Consider the following 24,066-nt stretch of genomic DNA (forward strand, 5'->3'; position numbering starts at 1 on the left):
CAGCAAGCGATGTTCGTTCCAAACGCCGGCGATCAGACCTGCTCCGCCCGCGCTGAGCGGCGGCGGCGTTCGCTCTTCTGCGTTTCGACGATACGCACCCGCTTCACGCGCCGCGGATCGGCATCGAGCACATGGAATTCGAACCCGGGGATGGCCTGCACGACTTCGCCGCGCGCCGGCACGCGGCCGAGCGTGTTGAAAATCATGCCGCCGATCGTGTCGACATATTCGCCATGTTCGCCGGCGGCGAAATCCTCGCCGATCATCTTGGCAACGTCGTCGATCTCGGCCTTGGCATCGACGACGAAGACACCGTCGCCGGTCTGGGTGATCAGCGGCTCATCATCGTCGTGCTCGTCTTCGATGTCGCCGACGACCATCTCCACGATGTCTTCAAGCGAAACCAGACCATCGGTACCGCCATATTCGTCGATGACCAACGCCATCTGCGTGCGGGCCGCCTGCATGCGCGCCATCAGGTCGGAGGCGAGCATGGATGGCGGCACGAAAAGCACGGTTCGGATGAGATTGAGGTCGCCGATGGTGCGTGTCAGGTCGACATTGGCGAAATCCAGCGCCGCGCCACCGGCGGGCGGCTTCTTCGACTGTCGGCCTTTCTTCGTTCGCGCGAGCTTCGTTATGTGCGCAAGAACATCACGAATGTGCACCATGCCGCGCGGATCATCGAGCGTTTCGGAATAGACCGGCATGCGCGAATGGCCGGACTGTTCGAACACCGCCATGAGATCGCCGAGCGTCGTGGTGATCTCCACCGCTTCGACATCGGCGCGGGGGATCATCACGTCTTCGACGCGCACTTCGCGCAGGCGCAGGATGTTGTTGAGCATCGCCCGTTCGCCGGGCGAGAACGACTCTGCATCCGTCGTGCTCTCGGCGAGAGCGTCCGTCAGATCATCGCGGAGGCTCGACCCATTGCGCGACCGAAACAGGCCGGCAAGACGCTCCAACAGCGAAGGCCGTTCATGGGAAGGTTCGGTCGCCGCACCGGAAGACGCCGAACTGTGACTAGGACCGTCTTCGGTGTTTTCGTTGGCCGCTTGGCCGCTGCCGGCATCAGTCTTGGCGGCAGTCTCTGGGTTCTCGTTCATCATCGTCCGGTTGGTTGTCACTTCCTGTTACGCGTAGGGATCGGGAATGGCAAGCCTTGCGAGCGCACGGCGCTCCACGGCCTCCATTTCTTCCGCCTCCGCGTCGGTCTCGTGATCGTAGCCCAGCAGATGCAGGAAGCCATGGATAACGAGATGGGTAATATGATGATCGAGCGGCTTGGCTTCCAGTCCTGCTTCCCGCGCGACGGTCTCGGCAGCAAGGATTATGTCGCCAAGCAAGGGCGGAAGCGGCGCGCCGCGCTCGAACGGGAACGCCGGAAACGACAGGACGTTGGTCGGCTTGTCCTTGTCGCGCCATTGGGCATTCAAGGTCCGGATCTGGGCGTCGTCGGAAAAGACCAGGCTGAGTTCGGTACCGTCGGGTGCCGTATCGCCCGTCTCGGCAAGGGCTGCGGCCACAGCATCGTGGGCCAGCGCCTCCAGCTGCCCTTGAGCCGGCCAGTCGCCGGCCTCGATCATGACATCGATCTCGACAGGAAGCGGCTCAGAGCCGCGCTCGGCAGCTTTTTTCATCGCGAAATCTTGGCCAATCAGCTTTCCGAAGAGCCCAGACCCTGCGCGATCTTGCCGTCGCGATCATAGGCACGGACGATTTCGGCGACCAGCGGATGCCTGACCACGTCGGCGTCGTTGAAACGCACCGTGACCGCACCCGGAACCCCGTCGAGAATGCGAAGCGCCTCGACCAGACCGGATTTGGTGTTCGGCGGCAGATCGATCTGCGTCGGGTCGCCGGTAATGATCATGCGCGAATTCTCGCCAAGACGCGTCAGGAACATCTTCATCTGCATCGACGTCGTGTTCTGGGCCTCGTCGAGGATCACGGCGGCATGCGCCAGCGTGCGGCCACGCATGAAGGCCAGCGGCGCGATCTCGATGACCTCGGCGGCGATGGCGCGCTCGACCTTGTCGGCCGGCATCATGTCGTAGAGCGCGTCATAGAGGGGACGCAGATAGGGATCGACCTTTTCCTTCATGTCGCCCGGCAGGAAGCCGAGCCGCTCGCCGGCTTCGACCGCCGGCCGCGACAGGATGATGCGCTCGACCATGCCGCGTTCAAGCAGCATGGCGGCGTGCGCAACGGCCAGATAGGTCTTGCCGGTGCCGGCAGGGCCGATGCCGAAAACGAGTTCCGAGCGCTCCAGTGCCCGCATATAGGCGTCCTGGTTGAGCGTGCGGGCATAAATGGTGCGCTTGCGCGTGGAGATCTGCGCAGCGGCAACCTTGCCCTTGCGCTCCAGCGTCGGCAGCGTCAGCTGGTCGTCGGCGGCGATCGCCATCCTGACCGCGCCATCGACATCCGATTGGGCGATCTCGCCACCCTTCTGCAGAATGCCGTACAAATGGTCGAGCGCCCGGCGGGCCTGCTCGGCTGCGGTCGCACTTCCCTTGATCTGCAGCTGGTTGCCGCGCGAATTGATGTCGACGCCGAGCTTCTGCTCCAGCCGGGCCAGATTCTCGTCGAATTGCCCGTACAGCGCGCTGGCCAGCTTGTTGTTGTCGAAGGTCAGTACGATGTGCGCCATGTCCGAGGCCCCGGAGGGCACGTTCTTCAGGTCAGTCGTGGCGTTCAAACGTCTCTCCTCATCTGCCGAAGCCGTCAGGCTCGTTCGGCGAACAGGCTGGCGTGGCCCGTTCCAGTGATTCGTGCCCTGATAATGTCACCGATTTCGCCGGCAGTTTCATCAAGAATAACGGGCTGCAGCCAAGGTGATCGACCGACGATCTGTCCGGCCTGTCTGCCGGGCTTCTCGATCAGCACTTCGACGGTCTTGCCGACGAGGCTGGTGCCGAATGCGCGCTGCTGATCGAGCAGGAGCGCCTGCAGGCGCTGGAGCCGTTCGTCCTTAACGTTTTCAGCGACATGGTTCTTCATGTCTGCGCCCGGTGTGCCGGGACGTGGCGAATATTTGAACGAAAACGCCAACGCGTAATCGACCGCGCGCACCAGTTCCATCGTCGCCTCGAAATCGGCATCGGTCTCACCGGGAAAGCCGACGATGAAGTCGCCCGACATGGCGATATCGGGACGCACAGTCCTGATGCGCTCGATCAGCCGCAGATAATCCGCCGCCGTATGCTTGCGGTTCATCGCCTTCAGGATGCGATCCGAGCCGGACTGAACCGGCAGATGCAGATAGGGCATCAGCGAGGGCAGGTCGCGATGGGCGGCGATCAGCTCGTCGTCCATGTCGCGCGGGTGGCTGGTGGTGTAGCGCAGCCGCGCCAGCCCCGGAATTTCGGCCAGCCGGAACAGCAGGCGGCCAAGGCCCCATTCGTTGCCATCAGGGCCGACACCGTGCCAGGCATTGACGTTCTGGCCGAGCAGCGTCACCTCGCGCACGCCGGCCTCGGCCAGCTTTTCGGCCTCGGCGACGATCTGCGCGACCGAGCGCGATACTTCCGAGCCGCGCGTATAGGGCACCACGCAGAAGGTGCAGAACTTGTCGCAGCCTTCCTGCACCGTCAGGAACGCGGTGACGCCGCGGCTGATGACGTCGGCGCGCTTCGGCTGCGGCAGGTGGTCGAACTTGTCTTCCAGCGCGTAGTCCGTCTCGACGACCTTCTCGCCGCCGCGAACCTTCCTCAGCGCTTCGGGCAGGCGATGATAGGTCTGCGGGCCGATGACCAGATCGACGGCCGGCGAGCGGCGGATGATCTCGCGGCCCTCGGCCTGCGCGACGCAACCGGCAACGCCGATGACCATTTCACGGCCAACCTTTGCCCGCTCCGCCTTCATATCGCGCATGCGGCCGAGCTCGGAATAGACCTTTTCGGCAGCCTTCTCGCGAATATGGCAGGTGTTGAGCAGCACCAGATCGGCATCATCGATGGCGTCGGTCGCGACATAGCCGTCGGCGGCAAGCGCATCGGACATGCGCTGCGAATCGTAGACGTTCATCTGGCAGCCATAGGTCTTGAGGAAGACCTTCTTGGCCGGGCCGGTCGACGCGACGGCAATTTCTGCCGTGTCCTTAGAAATCTCGTTCAGTTCCATTGGGCGGCTTCTAGCGCTTTTCGGTGTCAAAAAACAGACGATTCTTGTTCACGATCCGCCGCGCGGATTGCGCAGCGCCGCCTGCATCATCGCGTGCACCTGCTTCTCCACCTTTCGGGCCGTCTCCTTGCGGCTGGTGCCCGCCGAAAACTCCAGCGGATCGCCGAAATGAATCTCGACATCGATGCCGCCTTCGGCAAGCAATTCCTTCATATGCGGCACCAGATCCATGTCGCCGATCCATGCCGCGATCGTGCGGTGCTGGCGCCCCATCGGCAGGCCATGAAGACGCGTATAGGCGATCGCAACCGGCTGGATGAAAACCGTCTCGACGCCACCTTCGCGAAGCGCCATCTCGGCGGCGCCGAACAGCGTGCTCTTGAATGGCAACAGCAGATTGCCGTCGCCCGTGCTGCCTTCGGCAAACAGCACCATGGCGTCGCCGGCGGCCATGCGGCTGGCGATCTCGCTCGCCTGTTCGCCCGACTTGCGCCGCTGTTCGCGCTCGATGAAGACCGTACGCTGGAGCCGCGACAGCCCGCCGATCAGCGGCCAGCCGGCCATGTCCGACTTGGCGATGAAGGCAAGGTCGTTGAACGATCCCAGCGCCATGATGTCGGTCCACGAAATGTGGTTCGACGCTACCAGCAGCGGGCGCTTTTGCGACATCGCACCATGCGCATGAACGCGAATGCCGAGCGCGGACAGGATAATTTTGTGCCACAGGCGCAGGATGACATGCTCGCCCCAAAGCCCGGTCTTCCGGGCGAATAGCTGCAACGGCACGAGAATGACCGTGGCGACAGCCACAAGCAGAAGCGCAAGACCTGTCCGGATCCAGCCGATCACCGCTCCAAATCTTCCCTCATCAGCCTGCATGTGACGGCTAACGAAGATCGCGGCGCATGACGAGCGCGCTGGACGTGCCGGCATCGCCGGTTTTGTAGTAGCCGGGGCGCTTGCCGACCTGGATGAAGCCGAGGCGGCGATAGAGCGCGATCGCTGCGACATTCATCTCGTCGACTTCGAGGAAAAGTGCATCCGCGCGCTGGCCGTGCAATTCGCGCAGCACCGCATCCATCAGCCGCCAGCCAAGTCCCTGCCGACGGTGCGTGCGGGCGACGGCGACGGTGAGGATTTCGCCCTCGCCCGCGACCAGCCGCGCCAGCACGAAGCCGACAGGCGGTGCCTTGCCCCGGCCGACCTCGCGCGCCGCAAAGCCGAAGACCGTATTTTGCGACAGAAGATCGGCAAATTCGCCACCGCTCCAGGGGCGGACGAAATCCTCGTGATGAATAAGGGCGACGGCGTCTGCATCCTTGCCCGCAAGCGGCTCCAGCGAATAGTCACGCGGCCGCGAATGCAGGAAGGGTATACGCATCAACTGCTCCTCGGGAGAATAAAACCCGCCTGTGGCTTGGCGTCCGGCTCGCGCAGATAAAGCGGCTTTGGCTTTTCGCCCGGTTCCTTGGCCGCGGCGAGCCGCGCGTAGACGGCAATATCGGCGGTTGTCGCCAGCGGGCCAAGGCCGAATTCATGCGCCGGCATTGCCGCGGCAATCATCTGCGCCGCCGTGCCGGCGAGCGCCGGCGAAAACTGCGCCGCCAGTTCTGTTGCGTGGTTCAAATCGATGACGGCAGGCGCAAAGAGCACAGCACCGGCGGCGTCATAGACCGCCGCCTGGATTTCGCCGCGCCCGCCATCGAGAGCGGCAAGCACATTGCGGGCGCCGAGCTGGTCGCGTGTCTCGGCGGCAAGCGTCTCCAACGTGGTCACGCCGACCGCCGGAATGTTGAGCGCCAATGCAAGCCCGCGGGCTGCAGAGACGCCGACACGCACCCCAGTGAACGAGCCCGGACCGATGGAAACGGCAATCCTGCCAAGGTCAGAAAACGCCATGCCTGCGGCATTCAACGCCTCATCGATCACCGCCATGAGATGCTCGGCATGGCCCTTGCCGAGATCGAGTACCTTGCGGCCAAGTTCCCTGCCCGCAGTTGCGTCGTAGACGCAGGCGGCGCACAGGCTGGCGGAGCAGTCGATGGCGAGGAGGTTCATTGGACGCTGGCATCCTGAAAGCCGAACCATATCGGGAATTGACCAGCCTCGCGACGACCACCCCCCTCTGCCCTGCCGGGCATCTCCCCCTCAAGGGGGGAGATTGGCTGGCCGCTCTGCCGCATTCGTTCTGCAAGGTCAGCGGCTGAGATCGGTCGCCGATGAAAGCGTGATCTCCCCCCTTGAGGGGGGTCCAAAGGACGGGCCGAGACCCGTGGCTCGGGCCAGGGCGTCCGGCAGGGCAGAGGGGGGTGGGCAAGCGCAATGGTCAAATTAATTGCCCGCCCGGTCCCGCGCCTTCAGCTCGAGCCGACGTGCATGCAGCACCGGTTCGGTGTAGCCGTTGGGCTGGGCGCGGCCCTGGAACACCAGGTCGCAGGCGGCGAGGAAGGCGATGGAATTTTCGAAGTCGGGCGCCATCGGACGATAGAGCGGGTCGGCGGCATTCTGGCGATCGACGATGCCGGCCATGCGCTTCATGGTTTCCATCACCTGCGTGTCGGTGCAGACGCCATGATGCAGCCAGTTGGCGATGTGCTGCGAAGAAATGCGCAGCGTGGCGCGATCTTCCATCAGGCCGACATCGTTGATGTCCGGGACCTTCGAGCAGCCGACGCCCTGGTCGATCCAGCGCACGACATAGCCGAGAATGCCCTGAGCGTTGTTGTCGAGTTCATGCTGGACTTCCTCCGGCGTCCAGTTTGGGCGCACTGCGACCGGCACCGACAGGATATCGTCCAGCCTGGCCTTGGCACGGCTCTTCAGGCCGGCCTGCACTTCCTGCACATTGACCTTGTGATAGTGCGTGGCATGCAGCGTTGCAGCCGTCGGCGACGGCACCCAGGCGGTGTTGGCGCCAGCCCTGGGGTGGGCGATCTTCTGCTCCAGCATCGCCGCCATCAAATCGGGCATGGCCCACATGCCCTTGCCGATCTGGGCATGGCCGGAAAGGCCGCATTCAAGCCCGGTGTCGACGTTCCACGCCTCATAGGCGGAAATCCACGGCGCCTGCTTCATGTCGCCCTTACGGATCATCGGACCGGCTTCCATCGAGGTATGGATCTCGTCGCCGGTGCGGTCGAGGAAACCAGTGTTGATGAAGACGACGCGTTCGCGGGCGGCGCGGATGCATTCCTTGAGGTTGACGGTGGTGCGGCGTTCCTCGTCCATGATGCCCATCTTGATGGTATTGCGCTTCATGCCGAGCAGATCTTCGACACGGTCGAAAATCTCGACGGCAAAGGCGACCTCTTCCGGCCCATGCATCTTCGGCTTGACCACGTACATCGAACCCGCGCGCGAATTTTTCCGCACGCCGTTCGGGCCGACGTCGTGGAGCGCGATCAGCGCCGTGATCGCCGCGTCCATGATGCCTTCCGGCACCTCGTTGCCATCGCGATCAAGAATGGCCGGATTGGTCATGAGGTGGCCGACATTGCGCACCAGCATCAGCGAGCGGCCGGGCAGCGTGACTTCGCCGCCATCAGGCGCGGTGTAGGTGCGATCCGGGTTGAGCTTGCGGGTAAAGGTCTTGCCGCCCTTTTCGATTTCCTCGGCGAGATCGCCTTTCATCAGGCCGAGCCAGTTGCGGTAGACCACGACCTTGTCCTCGGCATCGACGGCGGCAACGGAATCTTCGCAATCCTGGATCGTCGTCAGCGCCGATTCCAGAACGAGATCGGCAACGCCGGCAGCATCGGTCTTGCCGATCTGGTGGCTGCGGTCGATGACGATCTCGATATGGAGCCCGTTCTGCCGCAGCAGGACAGCCGACGGGGCGCCCGCTTCACCGCGATAGCCGGCAAACTGCGACGGATCGGCAAGTTCGCCCGTTCCGACGGCGAGTTTCCCGTCCTTGACGGCAAGAGCGCCGGCATCCGTCCATGATCCGGATTTCAACGGCACGGAAGCGTCGAGAAACGCCCTGCCCCATGCAATGACCTTTGCGCCGCGAACCGGATTGTAGCCCTTGCCCTTCTCTGCGCCATCAGCTTCCGGGATGGCGTCGGTGCCGTAGAGCGCATCGTAGAGCGAACCCCAGCGCGCATTGGCGGCGTTGAGCGCGTAGCGCGCATTCATGACCGGCACGACAAGCTGCGGCCCCGCGACCACCGCGATCTCGGGATCGACATTTTCCGTCGACACCTGAAACGCCGGGCCTTCCGGGACGAGATAGCCGATTTCCTTCAGGAAAGCCTGATAGGCCGCCATATCGACAGGCGCGCCATTGTCGCGATACCAGGCGTCGATCTGTTCCTGAATCTCGTCGCGCTTGGTCAGGAGCGCCCTGTTCTTTGGCGCGAGATCATGGACTATCGCCGAAAAGCCGGACCAGAAGGCTGCGGGATCGACACCGGTGCCGGCGATTGCTTCCTGCTCCACAAAATCATGAAGCTCGCCGGCAATGCGCAGCCCCGACACCTCGATCCTATCGCTCATAGTTGTTCTCCAGATACCCAGCCCCGGGGCGACAATTTCCGGCCTTTGACCATGTCGGGATGGCAGGGTCAATTCACCCTAAGTTTCACAAACCGACTTCACTGCAGAATATGGCAGCAACCGTAGGTGTGAATAAGTTTTTCGCTTACACCGCAATGCGCGGCCGCCCGGTCGCGACAGCCATGATCTGCGCCTCGATAAACATGCGCTGGCCTTCCACGGTGGAAGTGCGGAATTCGCGGATAATCTCGATTTCGGCGGCGTCGGTGCCGGCGTCCTTCGCCCTGCCGGCGGCGATTGCCCTGATGTCGGTTTCCGCTGCCAGAACGGCATCGTTCTCATTCAGGAAATCGCGGACCTGATCGCCTGACGTCACCCGGAAAAGCCCTTCCTTGGGCTGGCTGACGCGGGCCTCGACCGAAACGCGGACCTGCCCGACTACAGCACCAAGCGCATTGGCTACGTCGGTGTCTTCCGGCACCACGCATTCATTGCCGACGAGCGGCGGCAGGCCGGCATAATGCAGCGGCGCGGAGGCGCCGAGGCCGATGACCGGCCTGTCGAGCGCAACAGTGAACCGGGCGATGCCGGGATGCGCATCGACGGCGCGCTGCACCAGCGCGTGTGCCACGGTGGCGGCGCCATCGAGCCCGTCTTCGGCGAAGGCGGTCTCGAGGATCACCTCGGCCGAGTTGCGGGTGAGCGTCAGAAGCACGCGCTCGGCAATCACTTCAGGAGAGCTGGCGATCGACTGGCCGCGACCGTCGCGCTTGCGGGCGAAAAGTTCTGCGCCCAGCCGCGCAGCCTTTGCGTCCCAATTGGCCTGGCGGCCGAGCACGTGGGCGGCATCAGACGGGGTGAAGCCGACAATGTGAACAAGCCCGCGCGATACCAGCCGGTTCAAGGTGGCGTTCTGGGCGTTCGAGGTCAGCAGGCCATCCAGCGGCAGGGGCACGGCACCTATGCCCTCGTACAGCTTCGCTTCCGGCGGCGTCAGGCCGGCGGCGAGGCGCTCCGGCACGCCGGTGCGAACGGCGAAACGTCCGTCCATGCGGCCCGGATTGGCAGCGCGCAACTGGCGTTCGAGCTGGCCGAGAACCGCCTCGCCATGCGCCATGCCGGCGAGCGCCAGCGGCACGACGCGGCGGGGGCCGAGCAATATGCGCGGGTTGAGCGCGCCGTCTTCCAGCGCGACCTCGGAATCGCCGCCGAGACCGAAAGTCCGCATGGCGACTGCCTCGACCATGGTGCGGAAACCGCCGACGGTGGCGCCCTCGGGATCGAGCCTGGGGCGGCCATTGTCGAGCACGGCGACGTCCGTCGTGGTGCCGCCGATGTCCGACACGACCGCATTGTCGAGCCCGGTCATGTGGCGGGCGCCGACGAGGCTTGCCGCCGGCCCCGACAGGATCGTCTCGATCGGACGGGCGCGGGCGAAGGCGGCCGAGACCAGGGCGCCGTCGCCGCGCACGACCATCAGCGGCGCCTTTATACCGCGCGCGGCGAGAAAGCCTTCGGTGGCGGCGACAAGGCGGTCGATCATCGAGATCAGGCGCGCGTTGAGCAGCGTGGTCAGCGCCCGGCGCGGGCCACCGAGTTTTGCGGACAGCTCGTGGCTGGCGGTGACGGGCAGGCCGGTCTTTTCGCGGATGAGGTCGCGCGCGGCGATCTCATGGGCCGGGTTGCGGGTGGCGAAATAGGCGCAGACGGCAAAGCCCGATACGGACTTTTCCAGTGCCGGCAGCGCCTCCTCCAGCGCGCCGAGCTCCAGCGGCTTCGCATTGCCGTGGACGTCGTGGCCGCCGCCGCAGAAGACGACCGGGTCGGTGCCAAGCGCCGTCTTCAGCCCGTCGCGGGCAAGATCGGCCTCGGAAAAGCCGATCATGACCAAGGCCACGCGCCCGCCCTGCCCCTCGACCAGCGCGTTGGTGGCGAGCGTGGTCGACATCGACACCAGCTTTATCCCGGCCGGGTCGGCGCTCGCCTGCGCCAGCACCGCATCGACCGCGCCGGAAATGCCGACCGCCAGATCGTGCCGCGTGGTCAGCGACTTGGCCTTGGCAGCCACTCCCCCCGTTTCGGACCACAGCACGGCGTCGGTGTAGGTGCCGCCGGTGTCGATACCGAGAAACAGGGGAGACGGCGCAGGCGTGGCATTCATGGGGCGGGCTATCCGGCAGGTGGCTTTCACCGCCCTTTAGCCCATCGACCCCGCCCGCGAAAGCCGCTGGCGCGACCTCCTCTTACGCCACGACGCCCGCCTCAGCCTTTCGCCTTGCCTGCCGCCTCCCCACCGGCCTTCGCTTTCTCCTCGGCCTCGCGCCGCTGCAGGGCCAGGATCTTCGGGGTGATTTCCCGGATCATCTCGCGCACCGGCTCGGTGCGGTCCTTGCGGTCGCAGCAGGGCGGCATCATCGGGCCGGGAAAGATCGTCCAGTCATCCTCCAGCCGCCGCGAGATGCATTTGCCGGCGCGCCGGCAGGCGCGGACCTTGCAATCGCGAAAATGGCCGCGATACGTCGCAGCTTTCTGCGACATGTAGAGATAGACGCCGAGCGCACGAAAATGCCGTTCGGTCGAGCGGCGCGAGGCTTCATACTGCTTGTCCGTCTGGTCCGGATCGCGCTTATGGTGCGGTATCCTGAAACGCGGGCCGACTTCGTCCGGCGGGATCGGAAAATATTCGTAGACGTCGGTGACGTCGTAGCGGCTCCAGTCACGCGGCACATATTTATGCTTGACCGCATAGCCGTCGAGCGGCGGCGCGGGCTGGCTGTCGAGCGTGCGCGGTTCTTTCCTCTCGTCTGCCATGTTTCTTGTCTCCCTTCGGGGTGAAAGCGGGATGGGGCCGCGCGAAGGCGCTCTCGCGCCGCATGGCCGAGTTTTGAAAGGAAGGTCGGGAAGACGGGCGGTCGCGGGATCGCTCATCTGAATGTTTTAGTGCGATCTCGCGACCGCCCGTCCGGCGATTTCTGTTCCCGTCCGTTCCGCTGCTCCCCGCAAACCTTTCGGCAGACGGGGTCTATGTGCTCGTCCAGCACGCGCGGGCCGTAATACCCGCAGGGGAACCCTTGGACGGAACCTCCCCGGGCCCGCCGCTACGTTTGCGGAGAACCGGAAGCGCCGGCCCCTCCCCACAGACCGCCGTCGCGACCGGCCTTCCCGCAGGAGGAGCAGCCGCCATTATGCGAGCGGTGTTTGGGGGGTGGAAAAAGATTCTTGAAAAAATACGGCGCTATTTTTGTCGCCGTGAGGGAGAGCGAGCGATTTCAAGGGCTTGGCCGGGAGTGGCGCGCAGGCCAGGTGCCGGGAACCGCAAAGTGAGAGGATTTTTATCCCCACCCTCGCAAGCTTCGGGCTACTGCCCGATCTCTTCTTCCTGCTCCTGCGTTAGAGGTTTTATCTCCGGCGGCAGAGGCTCGACCGTCGGCTGCACCTCGGCCGGAGGCGCCGGGCGCGGTGACGCGCAGGCGGAGAGGATGGCGAACGCTAGGAGGATGGGGAGGCGGTTGGGTTTCATTGCCTGCAGGTAAGATAGGCCGCTATTTCCTATCAAGCTGTATTTTATGATGGTGTAGTGCAGTTATGGCTAATGCGTCCTTTCAAGGGAAGGTCACATGGGGTTTGTAAATGTCGACAAGATTTCTCAAGCAATACGTGTTGCCATCCGACGATCATGAGTTCGTCGGACGCATTTACGATCTTTCGATCGTCGGCATGCATTTCGAAACATACGAGGAGCTTTCGAAGCACGCCGATTGCAAATACGCCTACGATGTCAACTACGCCCTGTCGATGCTGACGCGACGGGTAGAGTCGCTCAACATGATTGGCGGCATGCTGTGGCCGGCCGGAATGCCGAATAGCTTCAAGGAGTTTCCCGTTTCGCGCTACGAATGGCTCACCGTATCAGCGGATGTTTTCCTAGCGCGCTACATCTCCGTGGTCGATTGCGCAATAATTCTCGTTAACGAGGTGTTCGAGTGCGGGCTAACGTTCGAAGCCTGCGCGATACAGAACCTGAAAAAGAGATCGGTCCCGCAGGAAGTTTTGGCCCATCTCGGAGAGATGATCGACGATCAGGGGCTCTTGCGCAAAGAGCGTAACAGCCGCTTCCACCACGGGTTTGAACGAGGGTTTAGTTCGGATGACGAGACATTTCGGACCGCGTCTTTGTTCGAACATCGGTTCAACGGGATCGTCGGCCAGAACGGCCGGCCGCTTCCCATTAAGCGGCTTTTCCGAGAGGGCCTCGTTGAACTTCAAAGGGAGTTCAATGGCGTCATGAGGAAGGTCGTGAAACAACTCGATCGCCTTTACCACATGCTCTATCCGGAATTTGAAGGCCGGTTTTCTCCGAGGTTCAACGCGGGTCCGTTCGCTCGCAGAGGGGCGGCCTAGAATGATCTTCAAGGACGTTGGAACCGTCATGCCGGTCTGGCAAATCCACCGTATGGATCCCGGCTTCATCTACGTCATCGAAAGCCACGGCCGATACAAGATCGGGAAGACCAAGCGTACGGAAGACCGCCTCAAGGCGGCGAAGACGTGGCTGCCTGACATGTCGTTGATCGGGTTCAAGCCCTTCTGGGGCGTGTCCCATCACGAGCGGGCGCTACACGCCGGGTTTGCTCGATACTGGTATGCACGAGAGTGGTTCAACTTCGAGGGCGATGACGACGTCCGCGACCTGTTGCTCGACGGGTTCACAGCCTTCAGCGATGACAGCCCCGACCGCAACTCTGTCGATTTCATCTACTGGTTCAATGGCGACGGCATGGCTGAGTTTCTGATTGAGATGGATCGGCAGAGGCTCTCTCTTTCGAAATTCCAGAAGCAGGAATCGCTCACTCTGAAGAAAACGTAGCTAGGCCTTGAGGCAGAGCACAATCACGTCTGCCAAGCTGTCCCACATCGACATGAGATGCTCCGGCGACGGCGCGAAGTTCGGGGAATGGACGTACCGGTTCAGCGTGTCGGCGGAGACAAGCTTATCACCCTGTTTGAACTTTCGGATCACGTCCATCTGCTTGTTGTCGATCTTGCCAGCGGCCTGAAGATGGAGGGCCGCCTTCTCCAGTCGTATCGCAAGCTTGTCATTGTCATGGATCGAGACGCCGGCTTCTTTGATGTAGTTCTCTAGGGCGAGTTCAAGCAGTACGCGAAGCAGCACTGAAACCGCATTTGGATGCTTTCTTAAGTCGAGATGGAACTGAAGTTCTTCCCAAATCTGATGGTGGCGTTGAAGGCGACCGGGCCATGTGAGTCCAAAATCCTTCTGTGGAATCAGCGTTGAGCGGACGGACGGCACGGCCTTAGCCGTTGGCTTCGCCTTTACAGGCCTCGGCGCAGCCTTTGTGTCGCCATCTTTGGTGATTGCGTAACTTGGGCCCGGAAGAACTCCTTCATTTTCAAGCTTATTAAGATATGCCTCTTTGCCATCGACATCCCAGATATGGCCAAGAACTACCTCTCGGCTCGCAAGATCGTTTGCAATCCGAGCCAGCGCGCCAAGGGATGTCGCTTTGTCGTGAGTGAACTCGAATCGGCCGCCTTTCATGCTGATACCGACGCGATTCCTGAACGGCTCCGCTGAAAGCAGGCGATTGAGTGTGGAGCGAGGAATCTTTCTACGTGAAGGCAAGAGATACGCGTCGGCCAAACGTTTCTCGATTTCGTCAGCGACACTCGCGCCGTTACCCTTTCCAGTACGAGCGACAAATGTCGCCTTCATCCGGTCGTCCCAAGTGCTCTGACCAACACCATTCTGCGTGCCGGTATGACGGCGAAATAGTATCTCGTCGATCCGGTCGCGGTCAGACTCAACCTGGCACTGGAAGTTTTTGGGAAATGAGCCTGTCCAGCGAGCGCGTTGCTCACGGAAGAACGCTTGGAGCTCGACCGTTGGGGCTCGACGAGGATCATCAAGGAGCTTCAGACACGTCACCCGCCTGTTCCCATCAAAGACGATGAACTTGTCCTTCTCGGGCGAGACGAGCGGAAACTCATAAATCTCGCCACGGTCAACGATATCTTTCGCGAGAAAGCGCATATGCTGCTCGCGCTCATTGAAGAGCCAAGCGATAGCGGCTGTCTCGTTTTCGAGTTCGCCGTGCCGGTCGTTGGCACGGTTAACCTCAAGTGAGCCAAGCGTAAGGTTTCTAATCGCCATTACATCCCCCGAATGCAAAGGCTAGCATTTCAAGCTATTCTGACAAGGCTTATGGATAGCGGAATAGCGTAGCGCTAAAATTATCTAAGAACGACCGTTGCGTAGGGCTTTGCCATCCGTTGCCCCTTCTCGGCGACTAGCGTCAGATTTCTGTGATCAGCAAGTGTCTGTCTCGATAAAAACCTGCCCGAGGATGATGATGCGGGTATGAGTGGCGCCGAGGTGGGGACGCTGCCTTCTGCAACGTTGGCGCCGCCCCTCATCCGGCCCTTCGGGCCACCTTCTCCCCGTATAGAGACGGGGAGAAGGAAGAGGTGCTAGTTATCCCCCATCTTCAGCGCCTGAATAAACGCTTCCTGCGGGATGTCGACCTTGCCGAACTGGCGCATGCGCTTCTTGCCCTCTTTCTGCTTTTCGAGCAGCTTGCGCTTGCGGGTGACGTCGCCGCCGTAGCATTTGGCGGTCACGTCCTTGCGTAGCGCCGAGAGGGTTTCGCGGGCAATGACCTTGCCGCCGATGGCGGCCTGGATCGGGATCTTGAACATGTGCTGCGGGATCAGTTCCTTCAGCTTCTCGACCATGACGCGGCCGCGCTTTTCGGCTGCCGTGCGGTGGACCAGCATCGACAGCGCATCCACCGGCTCCTCGTTGACCAAGATCGACATCTTGACCAGATCGCCTTCCTTGTAGTCGGTGAGGTGGTAGTCGAAGCTGGCATAGCCCTTGGAGATCGACTTCAGCCGGTCGTAGAAATCGAACACCACCTCGTTGAGCGGCAGGTCGTAGACCAGCATGGCGCGCTTGCCGACATAGCTGAGGTCGGCCTGCACGCCGCGCCTGTCCTGGCACAGTTTTAGAATACCGCCGAGATAGTCGTCGGGGGTGAGGATGGTGGCGCGTATCCACGGCTCCTCGATATGGGCGATCTTGACCACGTCGGGCATGTCGGCGGGGTTGTGCAGTTCCTTCATCGTGCCGTCGTTCATGACCATGCGGTAGACGACGCTTGGGGCGGTGGCGATGAGGTCGAGGTTGAATTCGCGCTCCAGCCGCTCCTGGATGATTTCGAGATGCAGCAGGCCGAGGAAGCCGCAGCGGAAGCCGAAACCGAGGGCAGCACTGGTTTCCATTTCAAACGAGAAGCTGGCGTCGTTGAGGCGCAGCTTGCCCATGGCGGCGCGCAGATCCTCGAAGTCGGCGGCGTCGACCGGGAACAGGCCGCAGAACACCACCGGCTGGGCCGGCTTGAAGCCGGGCAGCGCCTGCGCGGTCGGGCGGCGGTCCTCGGTGATGGTGTCGCCGACGCGGGTGTCGGCCACTTCCTTGATCGAGCCGGTGATGAAGCCGAACTCGCCGGGGCCGAGCTCGTCGACCTGGATCATCTTGGGCGTGAAGACGCCGGTGCGCTCGACCAGATATTTTGCGCCGGTCTCCATCATGCGGATGGTCTGGCCCTTCTTGAGCCTGCCGTCGATGATGCGCACCAGCACGATAACGCCGAGATAGGTGTCGTACCAGCTGTCGACCAGCATCGCCTTCAGCGGCGCGTCGATGTCGCCCTCGCGCGGCGGCGGCAGCTGGTTGACGATGGCCTCCAGCACGTCCGGTATGCCGAGGCCGGTCTTGGCCGAGATATAGACGGCCTGGCTGGCGTCGATGCCGATGACCTCCTCGACCTGCTCCTTGATGCGCTCGGGCTCGGCGGCGGGCAGGTCGATCTTGTTCAAGACCACGACGATCTCGTGGTTGTTGTCGATGGCCTGGTAGACATTGGCCAGCGTCTGCGCCTCCACGCCCTGGGAAGCGTCGACGACCAGCAGAGAGCCTTCGCAGGCCGACAGCGAGCGCGAGACCTCATAGGCGAAGTCGACATGGCCGGGCGTGTCGATGAGGTTGAGGATGTAATCCTCGCCATTGTTGGCGCGGTAGTTGAGGCGAACGGTCTGGGCCTTGATGGTGATGCCGCGCTCGCGCTCGATATCCATCGAGTCCAGCACCTGCTCCTTCATGTCGCGCAGCTCCAGCCCGCCGGTGGACTGGATCAGCCGGTCGGCCAGCGTGGATTTGCCATGGTCGATATGGGCGACGATGGAGAAATTGCGGATGTGGGACAAAGGTGTGGTCATGGCCGCGCATTTAGCAGGGGCAGCGGGGGTTAACAAGCGTGGCGGATTGCGACAGGCGGTGCCGAAGCGGCTTTGCAAATCTCACCACCAATTACAATTTTTGGTTGCAAATCTGAAAAATACAACTTTAACTGAGCAGCAATACATTTGACAAGAGCGGGGGCAAGACCTGGACGACGCGCGTGCAGCGCGGCGTGGGCGATTTCTTGCGCGTCTTCCGCGGGCTGGGGGCAGCGTGGATATCGAAGCTTTCATCGCACGATGGACGGCCCGCGAGGGCGGCGCGGAGCGCGCCAATTACCAGATGTTCCTCTCCGAGCTTTGCGACATCATCGGCGTCACGCGACCGGACCCGGCGGGCACTGAGCGGGATTTCAACGACTATGTCTTCGAGCGGGCGGTGCGCCGGCGCGAAAGCAATGCCATCGCGGCCACCAGGCGCATCGACCTCTACAAGAAAGGCTGCTTCATTCTCGAAGCCAAGCAGTCGCGCCTGCCGGGCGGAAAGAAAGCGCTTCCGGACCAGTTGTTGCTGCCGATCGAAGAACAGGAGCGGCTCGGCCGGCGGGGTGCCGGGCGCAACTGGGATGTGCTGATGCAGAATGCGCGGCGGCAGGCCGAAGACTATGTGTTCCTGCTCGATGCGAGCCATCCCGCGCCGCCCTTCATCGTCACCTGCGATGTCGGACATGCCTTCGAAGTGTTCGCCGACTTCACCGGCACGGGCCGCGCCTACAGCCAGTTCCCCGACCGGAAGGGATTCCGCATCTATCTCGAGGATCTGCGCAAACCCGAGACACGGGAGCTTCTGGCAAAGATCTGGACCGATCCGGCCAGCCTCGACCCGGCGAAAGAGTCGGCGCGCGTGACGCGTGAGATCGCCAAGCGATTGGCCGCAGTCAGCCGCTCTCTGGAAGCGAGCCATGCGCCGGAGGAGGTTGCGCATTTCCTCATGCGCTGCATCTTCTGCATGTTTGCCGAGGATGTGGACCTGCTGCCGAAGGGCGAGTTCACGCGGCTTCTGGAAGACGGCCTGAAGTCGCCGCGTTCGCTCGTTCCACTGCTGGAGGAGCTGTGGTCGAAGATGGACGAGCCGGACAAGGAAAAGCGCTACTTCTCGTATTTCCTCACCCACCTGAAGCATTTCAACGGCAATCTCTATCGCAACGCCCGCGCCTTCCCGTTCGATCGCGAGGAGGTCGGTGAGTTGCTGGCGGCGTCGAAACACAAATGGACGGAGGTCGACCCCGCGATCTTCGGAACGCTGCTGGAACAGGCGCTCGACAAGACGGAGCGCAAGCGGCTCGGCGCGCATTACACGCCGCGCGCCTATGTGCAGCGGCTGGTGGAAATGACGGTGATGGAGCCGCTGCGCGCCGACTGGCAGGCCGCGCTGAAACAGGCGGAGGCGGAGAAGGATGCGGGAAACGACAAGAGGGCGATCAGGATCGTAGAAGCGTTTCATCGCCAGCTTCGGCAGACGCGGGTGCTGGATCCTGCCTGCGGAACCGGGAATTTTCTCTATGTCAGCCTGGAATTGATGAAGAGACTGGAAGGCGAAGTGCTGGAAATGCTGGCACGGCTCGGCGTGCCGGAGAGCCTGGGGCTGGAGGACGAGCGTGTCGACCCGCACCAGTTTCTCGGGCTGGAACTCAATCCGCGCGCGGCCGCGATCGCCGAACTGGTGGTGTGGATCGGCTATCTCCAGCAGCACTACAAGACAAACAGCGGTCATCCCGGCGAGCCGATCCTGAAGGCGTTCAGAAACATCAATTTCGGTCGCAAGGACGGTTACGACGCGGTGCTGACATGGGACGGCTACCCCGTGCCCCGGGTCGTCATGAAGGATGGAACCTGCATCGAAACCTGCCCGAATGCGCGCCGTCCCGAATGGCCGGCAGCGGAATTCATCGTCGGCAATCCTCCATTCATCGGCGGCAAGAATTTGCGTTCGCGGCTTGGCGACGCCTATGCCGCGGCACTGCGGGCGACGCATCCCGGCATGAACGAGAGTGCCGACTTCGTCATGTATTGGTGGGACCGAGCAGCCGAACTGCTCGCGGCCAAGGAAACGCCGCTGCGCCGCTTCGGGCTGGTCACGACCAATTCGATCAGCCAGGTGTTTCAGCGGCGCGTGATGGAGCGGCACCTGAACGCCAAGGCGCCAGTCAGCGTGGTCTTCGCCATTCCCGATCATCCCTGGACGAAAGCCACCAAGGACAGCGCAGCCGTGCGGATTGCCATGACGGTCTGCGAAGCCCGGAAGAAGGACGGAGATCTCTGGGAAGTGGTGGCGGAAACCGGGCTTGATACGGACGAACCGGAGATCGTCTATCTGAAGAATTCCGGATACCTGAATTCCAACCTGACCGTTGGCGTCGATGTCTCCAAAGCGACCAAACTGACCGCGAATGCCGGACTGGCTTCAAGAGGCGTCGTCCTGCACGGCGCGGGGTTCATCATCACGCGCGCAGAGGCCGAACTGCTCGGGCTGGGGCGAAGAGATGGCCTGGAAGAATTCATTCGTCCCTACCGCCATGGCCGGGACATCGCACAGACCGCGCGAAACGTCATGGTGATAGATCTGTATCCATTGCAATCGGACGAAGTCAGGCGCCGATTTCCCGAGGTCTATCAGCATGTCCTGGAGCGCGTGAAACCCGAACGGGACCACAACAATATGGAATTCCGGCGGCTCAACTGGTGGTGGTTCGGCGCGACCCATGAAATGTACAGGAGCTTTACCCACGATATCGAGCGCTTCATAACAACGCCCGAAACCGCCAAGCATCGCATCTTCTCATTCCTGCCGGCCGATATCAGGGCAGACAATATGCTGGTGAATATAGGATCGGACGACGCCGGAACGCTCGCCATCCTCTCAAGCCGGATCCACACGATCTGGGCACCGGTCGTCGGCGGCTGGCTCGGCTACGGAAACGATCCTCGCTATTCCAAATCGCGTTGCTTCGATCCCTTTCCTTTTCCAGCATCGTCCAAGGCGATGATGGAAGGACTACGGCAGGCAGGTGAAGAACTCGATGCGACACGCAAGCGGGTGCTGGAAGAGCATCCCGACCTTACCCTGACCGGGCTCTACAATGTGCTGGAGAAGCTGAAAGCGAACGCGCCGCTGACGGAAAAAGAGGAAGACGTCAAAACGCGCGGACTGGTGCTGATCATCAGGGAACTGCATGAGACGATCGACCATCTGACCGCCGAAGCCTATGGCTGGCCGGTGGATCTTCCGGAAGGACAAATCCTGGAGCGGCTCGTCGCGCTCAACGCGGAGCGGTTACGGGAAGAGGCTGCGGGACAGGTGCGCTGGCTGCGGCCGGCTTATCAGATTTCGCGTTTTGCCAAGGGTGCCCCAACGAAGAGCGGCGAACTTGCGCTGGAGGAAAAGGTCGTTTCCATCGACATGCGCCTGCCTGCCTTCCCATCCGATCGCGACGAGCAGGTGCTGGCGGTTGAAGCGGTGCTGATGAAGCGCGGTAGCGTGATGAGTGCCGCCGAGATAGCGCGCGGCTTCAAGCGCGGCGGCGCGCGCATCGAAAAGAGGGTCGAGCAGTTGCTGACTTCGCTGGCGCGCTATGGGCATGTGAGCGCCCTGCCCGACGGCAGGTTTGCCGCGCGCCGGGCCGCGTAAGGGGCAACCTACCCGCTCAATCGTATGTCAAATCCGACGCCTTGCCGCCGAAAACCCGGTAGGCATAGAAGGAATAGCCGATGATGACCGGCAGCACGACCAGCGTGCCGGCGAGGATGATGGCAAGGCTTTCGGTGGCGGAGGCCGCCTGCCAGATGGTAAGCTTGTCGGGCACGACGTAGGGATAGAAGGAATAGGCCAGCCCGACGAAACCGAGCGCGAAGACTGCCGCCAGCGTTATGAACGGGGCAAGGCTGAAGCGGTCCTTCTCGTCCGGCAGATGGCCGCACAGCCACCACAGCGCGCCGAACAGGCCGAGCGTGACCAGCGGCAGCGGCGCCAGCAGAAGGAAGTCCGGCATGGAGAACCACTTTGCGAAGATGCGCGGCGAGGCCAGCGGGGTGGCCGCGGAGATGACGGCCATGCCGAGCCCGGTGAAGACGAGCGCCCGACGCAGCCAGCGCACCGCCTTCTTCTGCAATTCGCCCTCGGTCTTGTAGATCAGCCAGGCAGCGCCCATTGCCGCATAGGATGCCGCGAGACAAGCGGCGACCAGCGCGCCGAAGGTGAAGGCTGCAAGGCCGGTGTCGAGGCCAAGCACGTAGACGCCGAGCATGTAGCCCTGCGCCAGCGAGGCGATGAGCGAGCCGGCGAAGAAGATCCTGTTCCAGCGAGCCTTGCGATGGACCGGCACCTTGGCGCGGAAATCGAAGGCGACGCCGCGCAGGATGAGGCCGAACAGCAGGATGAAGACGGGAATGTAGAGCGCTGTCAGGATGGTGCCGTGGGCCATCGGGAAAGCCACCAGCAGCAGACCGACGGCCAGCACCAGCCAGGTCTCGTTGGCATCCCAGAACGGACCGATTGCCGCGATCATCGTGTCCTTCTCGTGATCGTCGGCGGTGGCGAACAATATGCCGATGCCGAGGTCGAAACCGTCGAGCACGACATAGATCAGGATCGCCAGCCCCATAAGCCCGGCGAAGATGAGGGGGAGGATTATCGGCCAGTCCAAGCTAGACATCATGATCTCACTCCGTTCCGTGCACGGGTTGCGACAGCGGCTTGTTGAGGACACCGGGCAGCGGCGATTCATCGCCGTCCTTGGCGGCCTTGAGCGCCAGATGCACCAGCGTGCCGAGATAGGCGACGATCAGCACCGCATAGAGCGCCAGGTAGACGGCTAGTGTGAACGCGACGTGGCTGCCGGGGACAGGGCCCAGCGCGTCGGCGGTTTTGAGCACGCCGGTGACGAGCCAGGGCTGGCGGCCGATTTCCGTGGTGTACCAGCCGGCGAGTGTGGCCAGCCAGCCCGACAGCGTCATCGGCAGCATGAGATAGGCGAGCGGCTTGGGCAACGCGCGGCGGCGCAGGAGATACCAGGAGGCGGCCCAGGAAATGGCTAGCATGGCGAGGCCCGTGCCGACCATGATGCGGAAGCCCCAGAACACCGGCAGCACCGGCGGATGGTTGCCGACATAGTCGTTCAGGCCGGGCACGACGCCATCGGCGCTGTGGCGCAAGATGAGGCTGGCGCCGTTGGGAATGGTGATCTCGTATTTGTTTTCCTTCGCCGCCTCGTCGGGAATGGCGAACAGAACCAGCGGCACGTTGGGGCCGGTGTTCCAGTTGGCTTCCATGGCCGCAATCTTCTGCGGCTGATGCTCCAGCGTGTTGAGGCCATGCTGGTCGCCGGCGAATATCTGGATCGGGATGAGGATGGCGGCGGTGTAGACGCCGGTGCGCAGCGCCTTCATCATCGAATCCGAGCGGTCGCCGGCGAGATAGCGCAGCGCCGACAGGCCGGCGATGAAGAAGGACACCGTAAGTCCCGACGCCAGCAGCATGTGGATCAGGCGGTAGGGGAAGGACGGGTTGAAGACGATCGCCCACCAGTCGGTGGCATAGGCGACGCCGTCGCGGACCTCGAAACCGGCGGGCGTCTGCATCCAGGAATTCAGCGCCAGTATCCAGAAGGCCGACATGGTGGTGCCGAAGGCGACGAGGAAGGTGGCTGCCGTGTGGACCTTGTTGGAGACGCGGCGGAAGCCGAACAGCATGATGCCGAGGAACACCGCCTCGAGGAAGAAGGCAGTCAGCACCTCATAGGCGAGCAGCGGGCCGGCGATGTTGCCGACCTTTTCCATGTAGCCCGGCCAGTTGGTGCCGAACTGAAAGCTCATGGTGACGCCCGAGACGACGCCGAGCGCGAAGGAAAGCGCGAACACCTTCACCCAGGTGAAGTAGGCGCGCATCCAGGCGGCGTCGGAGGTGGCGTTGTAGCGAAGCTTGAAGAAGAGCAGCACCCAGCCGAGCGCGATGGTGATTGTCGGGAACAGGATGTGGAACGAAATGTTCGCAGCAAACTGTATGCGCGACAGGATGAGCGGGTCCATGAAGGAAGCTCCTGCTGTTTCTTATGCAACCGAGAATAGGCCTGTCGGCGCAGACCGTCAAAGCGGCCGCATGGCGCAGAGGCGCAGTGTCGCAGGAGACCGGTGCTGGATCGGAAAAAGGCTTAGCCGGCAAATGATTCCGCGTGAACTTCAACGGTGACATGCGACAGGCCCTGCAGGGTGGCGAGCTTTGCCTTGTAGCGTTCCGGTGCCTGCGGCGCGGGCGAGACCAGCGAGACGATCAATGCCATGTGACCCGGCCCGACCCGCCACAGATGCAGATCGGCAACGCGGTCGCCGTCGCGTTCCAGAATCGAGCGGACCTTGCCGGCGAGCGATGCATCGGCGCGGGCGTCGAGCAGCACCGCGCCGGAGCCGCGCAGAAGGCTCCAGGACCAGCGGGCGATGACGATGGCGCCAACGATGCCCATCAGCGCATCCATCCACAGCCAGCCATAGAAGCGCCCGGCGAGCAGGCCGGCGATGGCCAGAACCGAGGTCAGCGCGTCGGCCAAAACATGGAAGTAGGCAGCGCGCAGATTGTGATCGTCGTGGCCGTGGTGGTGATGATGGCCATCGTCATGGCTGTGCGCATGGGCGTCATTGTGGTCGTGGCCGTGATCGTGGTGACCGCCGTCGTGCAGCAGCCATGCGCTGGCGATGTTGACGAGCAGGCCAAGGGCTGCCACCGTGATCGCCTCGTCGAAGCGGATGGGCACCGGCGCGGTCAGCCGCAGCGCGGACTCAAAGCCGATCATCAGCGCGACGACGGCCAGCACCACCGCACTCGTATAGCCGGCGAGTTCGCCCATCTTGCCGGTGCCGAAGGCGAAACGCTCGTCGCGGGCATGGCGGCGGGCATAGGCATAGGCGACGGCGGCAATGGTCAGCGCGCCGGCATGGGTCGCCATATGGAAACCGTCGGCCAACAGCGCCATCGAACCGAACAAATAGCCGGCAACGATCTCGCCGACCATCATCGCAGCCGTCAGCGCAATGACTGCAAAAGTCCGCCGGGCGTTACGGTCGTGAGCTTCGCCGAGGAAGACGTGCTCATGCTTGAAGCGTTCGATCGAGGCGGTGCTCATCGGCATATCC

The 24,066-nt window shown here is 62.6% G+C and carries 18 protein-coding genes; 3 read left to right on the plus strand and 15 right to left on the minus strand.

Features of this window, described 5'->3' with window-relative positions:
* Positions 1 to 32: 32 nt before the first annotated feature.
* From WBQ96_RS17350 to WBQ96_RS17395, 10 genes are all read right to left on the minus strand, one after another.
* Positions 33 to 1,109, minus strand: coding sequence for a hemolysin family protein (locus WBQ96_RS17350; RefSeq protein WP_336552253.1), 1,077 nt, complete (start codon positions 1,107 to 1,109; stop codon positions 33 to 35).
* A gap of 27 nt (positions 1,110 to 1,136) precedes the next feature.
* On the minus strand, positions 1,137 to 1,643 hold the full coding sequence (gene ybeY / locus WBQ96_RS17355; RefSeq protein ID WP_336552255.1) for an rRNA maturation RNase YbeY: 507 nt from the start codon (positions 1,641 to 1,643) through the stop codon (positions 1,137 to 1,139).
* Positions 1,644 to 1,660: 17 nt separating this feature from the next.
* Positions 1,661 to 2,656: a PhoH family protein gene (locus WBQ96_RS17360; protein WP_336552517.1), complete on the minus strand. Its 996-nt coding sequence runs from the start codon at positions 2,654 to 2,656 to the stop codon at positions 1,661 to 1,663.
* Between the two features lie 74 nt (positions 2,657 to 2,730).
* The gene (miaB, locus tag WBQ96_RS17365; RefSeq protein ID WP_336552257.1) at positions 2,731 to 4,128 is read right to left on the minus strand and encodes a tRNA (N6-isopentenyl adenosine(37)-C2)-methylthiotransferase MiaB; all 1,398 of its coding nucleotides are present in this window, start codon (positions 4,126 to 4,128) and stop codon (positions 2,731 to 2,733) included.
* A gap of 48 nt (positions 4,129 to 4,176) precedes the next feature.
* Positions 4,177 to 4,977: a lysophospholipid acyltransferase family protein gene (locus WBQ96_RS17370; protein WP_336552259.1), complete on the minus strand. Its 801-nt coding sequence runs from the start codon at positions 4,975 to 4,977 to the stop codon at positions 4,177 to 4,179.
* Between the two features lie 37 nt (positions 4,978 to 5,014).
* The gene (locus WBQ96_RS17375; RefSeq protein ID WP_336552261.1) at positions 5,015 to 5,509 is read right to left on the minus strand and encodes a GNAT family N-acetyltransferase; all 495 of its coding nucleotides are present in this window, start codon (positions 5,507 to 5,509) and stop codon (positions 5,015 to 5,017) included.
* On the minus strand, positions 5,509 to 6,186 hold the full coding sequence (gene tsaB, locus WBQ96_RS17380) for a tRNA (adenosine(37)-N6)-threonylcarbamoyltransferase complex dimerization subunit type 1 TsaB (RefSeq protein WP_336552263.1): 678 nt from the start codon (positions 6,184 to 6,186) through the stop codon (positions 5,509 to 5,511). The genes WBQ96_RS17375 and tsaB overlap by 1 nt, the downstream gene beginning before the upstream one ends.
* Before the next feature lie 273 nt (positions 6,187 to 6,459).
* Positions 6,460 to 8,625, minus strand: a complete 2,166-nt coding sequence (locus tag WBQ96_RS17385; RefSeq protein WP_336552265.1) for a malate synthase G — start codon at positions 8,623 to 8,625, stop codon at positions 6,460 to 6,462.
* 145 nt (positions 8,626 to 8,770) lie between these two features.
* A complete protein-coding gene (locus WBQ96_RS17390) occupies positions 8,771 to 10,786 on the minus strand; it encodes a hydantoinase/oxoprolinase family protein (RefSeq protein WP_336552267.1) in 2,016 nt (671 codons plus the stop codon).
* 101 nt (positions 10,787 to 10,887) lie between these two features.
* A complete protein-coding gene (locus WBQ96_RS17395; protein ID WP_336552269.1) occupies positions 10,888 to 11,436 on the minus strand; it encodes a hypothetical protein in 549 nt (182 codons plus the stop codon).
* Between the two features lie 819 nt (positions 11,437 to 12,255).
* Here WBQ96_RS17395 and WBQ96_RS17400 point away from each other — a divergent pair.
* Entirely contained in the window at positions 12,256 to 13,026 is a 771-nt protein-coding gene (locus WBQ96_RS17400) for a hypothetical protein (RefSeq protein ID WP_336552271.1), read from the plus strand.
* Position 13,027: 1 nt separating this feature from the next.
* Positions 13,028 to 13,492: a GIY-YIG nuclease family protein gene (locus WBQ96_RS17405; protein ID WP_336552273.1), complete on the plus strand. Its 465-nt coding sequence runs from the start codon at positions 13,028 to 13,030 to the stop codon at positions 13,490 to 13,492.
* Here the strand turns inward: WBQ96_RS17405 and WBQ96_RS17410 are convergent, their stop codons facing one another.
* Both WBQ96_RS17410 and lepA read right to left on the minus strand, forming a co-directional pair.
* On the minus strand, positions 13,493 to 14,797 hold the full coding sequence (locus WBQ96_RS17410) for a hypothetical protein (RefSeq protein WP_336552275.1): 1,305 nt from the start codon (positions 14,795 to 14,797) through the stop codon (positions 13,493 to 13,495).
* 317 nt (positions 14,798 to 15,114) lie between these two features.
* Positions 15,115 to 16,923: a translation elongation factor 4 gene (lepA, locus tag WBQ96_RS17415; protein WP_336552277.1), complete on the minus strand. Its 1,809-nt coding sequence runs from the start codon at positions 16,921 to 16,923 to the stop codon at positions 15,115 to 15,117.
* Positions 16,924 to 17,158: 235 nt separating this feature from the next.
* On the opposite strand from lepA, the gene WBQ96_RS17420 reads away from it, so the two are divergent.
* Entirely contained in the window at positions 17,159 to 20,572 is a 3,414-nt protein-coding gene (locus WBQ96_RS17420) for a class I SAM-dependent DNA methyltransferase (RefSeq protein ID WP_336552280.1), read from the plus strand.
* A gap of 16 nt (positions 20,573 to 20,588) precedes the next feature.
* Here the strand turns inward: WBQ96_RS17420 and WBQ96_RS17425 are convergent, their stop codons facing one another.
* The 3 genes from WBQ96_RS17425 to dmeF all read right to left on the minus strand — a co-directional run bounded on the left by WBQ96_RS17425 (position 20,589) and on the right by dmeF (position 24,056).
* Positions 20,589 to 21,596: a cytochrome d ubiquinol oxidase subunit II gene (locus WBQ96_RS17425; RefSeq protein WP_442920850.1), complete on the minus strand. Its 1,008-nt coding sequence runs from the start codon at positions 21,594 to 21,596 to the stop codon at positions 20,589 to 20,591.
* Between the two features lie 7 nt (positions 21,597 to 21,603).
* Positions 21,604 to 22,968, minus strand: a complete 1,365-nt coding sequence (locus tag WBQ96_RS17430; RefSeq protein WP_336552284.1) for a cytochrome ubiquinol oxidase subunit I — start codon at positions 22,966 to 22,968, stop codon at positions 21,604 to 21,606.
* Between the two features lie 122 nt (positions 22,969 to 23,090).
* Complete coding sequence (dmeF, locus tag WBQ96_RS17435) at positions 23,091 to 24,056, minus strand: CDF family Co(II)/Ni(II) efflux transporter DmeF (protein WP_336552286.1); 966 nt, start codon at positions 24,054 to 24,056, stop codon at positions 23,091 to 23,093.
* Positions 24,057 to 24,066: the final 10 nt, after the last annotated feature.

Source organism: Mesorhizobium sp. CCNWLY176 (assembly GCF_037153935.1).
GTDB lineage: Bacteria > Pseudomonadota > Alphaproteobacteria > Rhizobiales > Rhizobiaceae > Mesorhizobium_M > Mesorhizobium_M zhangyense.

What these genes read in the sequence shown, in the direction of transcription:
- WBQ96_RS17410 (WP_336552275.1), bottom strand. Translation starts at nt 14,797, where the DNA reads ATGGCGATTAGAAACCTTACGCTTGGCTCACTTGAGGTTAACCGTGCC.
- WBQ96_RS17390 (WP_336552267.1), bottom strand. Translation starts at nt 10,786, where the DNA reads ATGAATGCCACGCCTGCGCCGTCTCCCCTGTTTCTCGGTATCGACACC.
- miaB (WP_336552257.1), bottom strand. Translation starts at nt 4,128, where the DNA reads ATGGAACTGAACGAGATTTCTAAGGACACGGCAGAAATTGCCGTCGCG.
- WBQ96_RS17360 (WP_336552517.1), bottom strand. Translation starts at nt 2,656, where the DNA reads ATGGCGCACATCGTACTGACCTTCGACAACAACAAGCTGGCCAGCGCG.
- WBQ96_RS17425 (WP_442920850.1), bottom strand. Translation starts at nt 21,596, where the DNA reads ATGTCTAGCTTGGACTGGCCGATAATCCTCCCCCTCATCTTCGCCGGG.
- WBQ96_RS17385 (WP_336552265.1), bottom strand. Translation starts at nt 8,625, where the DNA reads ATGAGCGATAGGATCGAGGTGTCGGGGCTGCGCATTGCCGGCGAGCTT.
- WBQ96_RS17350 (WP_336552253.1), bottom strand. Translation starts at nt 1,109, where the DNA reads ATGAACGAGAACCCAGAGACTGCCGCCAAGACTGATGCCGGCAGCGGC.
- dmeF (WP_336552286.1), bottom strand. Translation starts at nt 24,056, where the DNA reads ATGAGCACCGCCTCGATCGAACGCTTCAAGCATGAGCACGTCTTCCTC.
- WBQ96_RS17375 (WP_336552261.1), bottom strand. Translation starts at nt 5,509, where the DNA reads ATGCGTATACCCTTCCTGCATTCGCGGCCGCGTGACTATTCGCTGGAG.
- lepA (WP_336552277.1), bottom strand. Translation starts at nt 16,923, where the DNA reads ATGACCACACCTTTGTCCCACATCCGCAATTTCTCCATCGTCGCCCAT.
- WBQ96_RS17395 (WP_336552269.1), bottom strand. Translation starts at nt 11,436, where the DNA reads ATGGCAGACGAGAGGAAAGAACCGCGCACGCTCGACAGCCAGCCCGCG.
- WBQ96_RS17400 (WP_336552271.1), top strand. Translation starts at nt 12,256, where the DNA reads ATGTCGACAAGATTTCTCAAGCAATACGTGTTGCCATCCGACGATCAT.
- ybeY (WP_336552255.1), bottom strand. Translation starts at nt 1,643, where the DNA reads ATGAAAAAAGCTGCCGAGCGCGGCTCTGAGCCGCTTCCTGTCGAGATC.
- tsaB (WP_336552263.1), bottom strand. Translation starts at nt 6,186, where the DNA reads ATGAACCTCCTCGCCATCGACTGCTCCGCCAGCCTGTGCGCCGCCTGC.
- WBQ96_RS17430 (WP_336552284.1), bottom strand. Translation starts at nt 22,968, where the DNA reads ATGGACCCGCTCATCCTGTCGCGCATACAGTTTGCTGCGAACATTTCG.
- WBQ96_RS17405 (WP_336552273.1), top strand. Translation starts at nt 13,028, where the DNA reads ATGATCTTCAAGGACGTTGGAACCGTCATGCCGGTCTGGCAAATCCAC.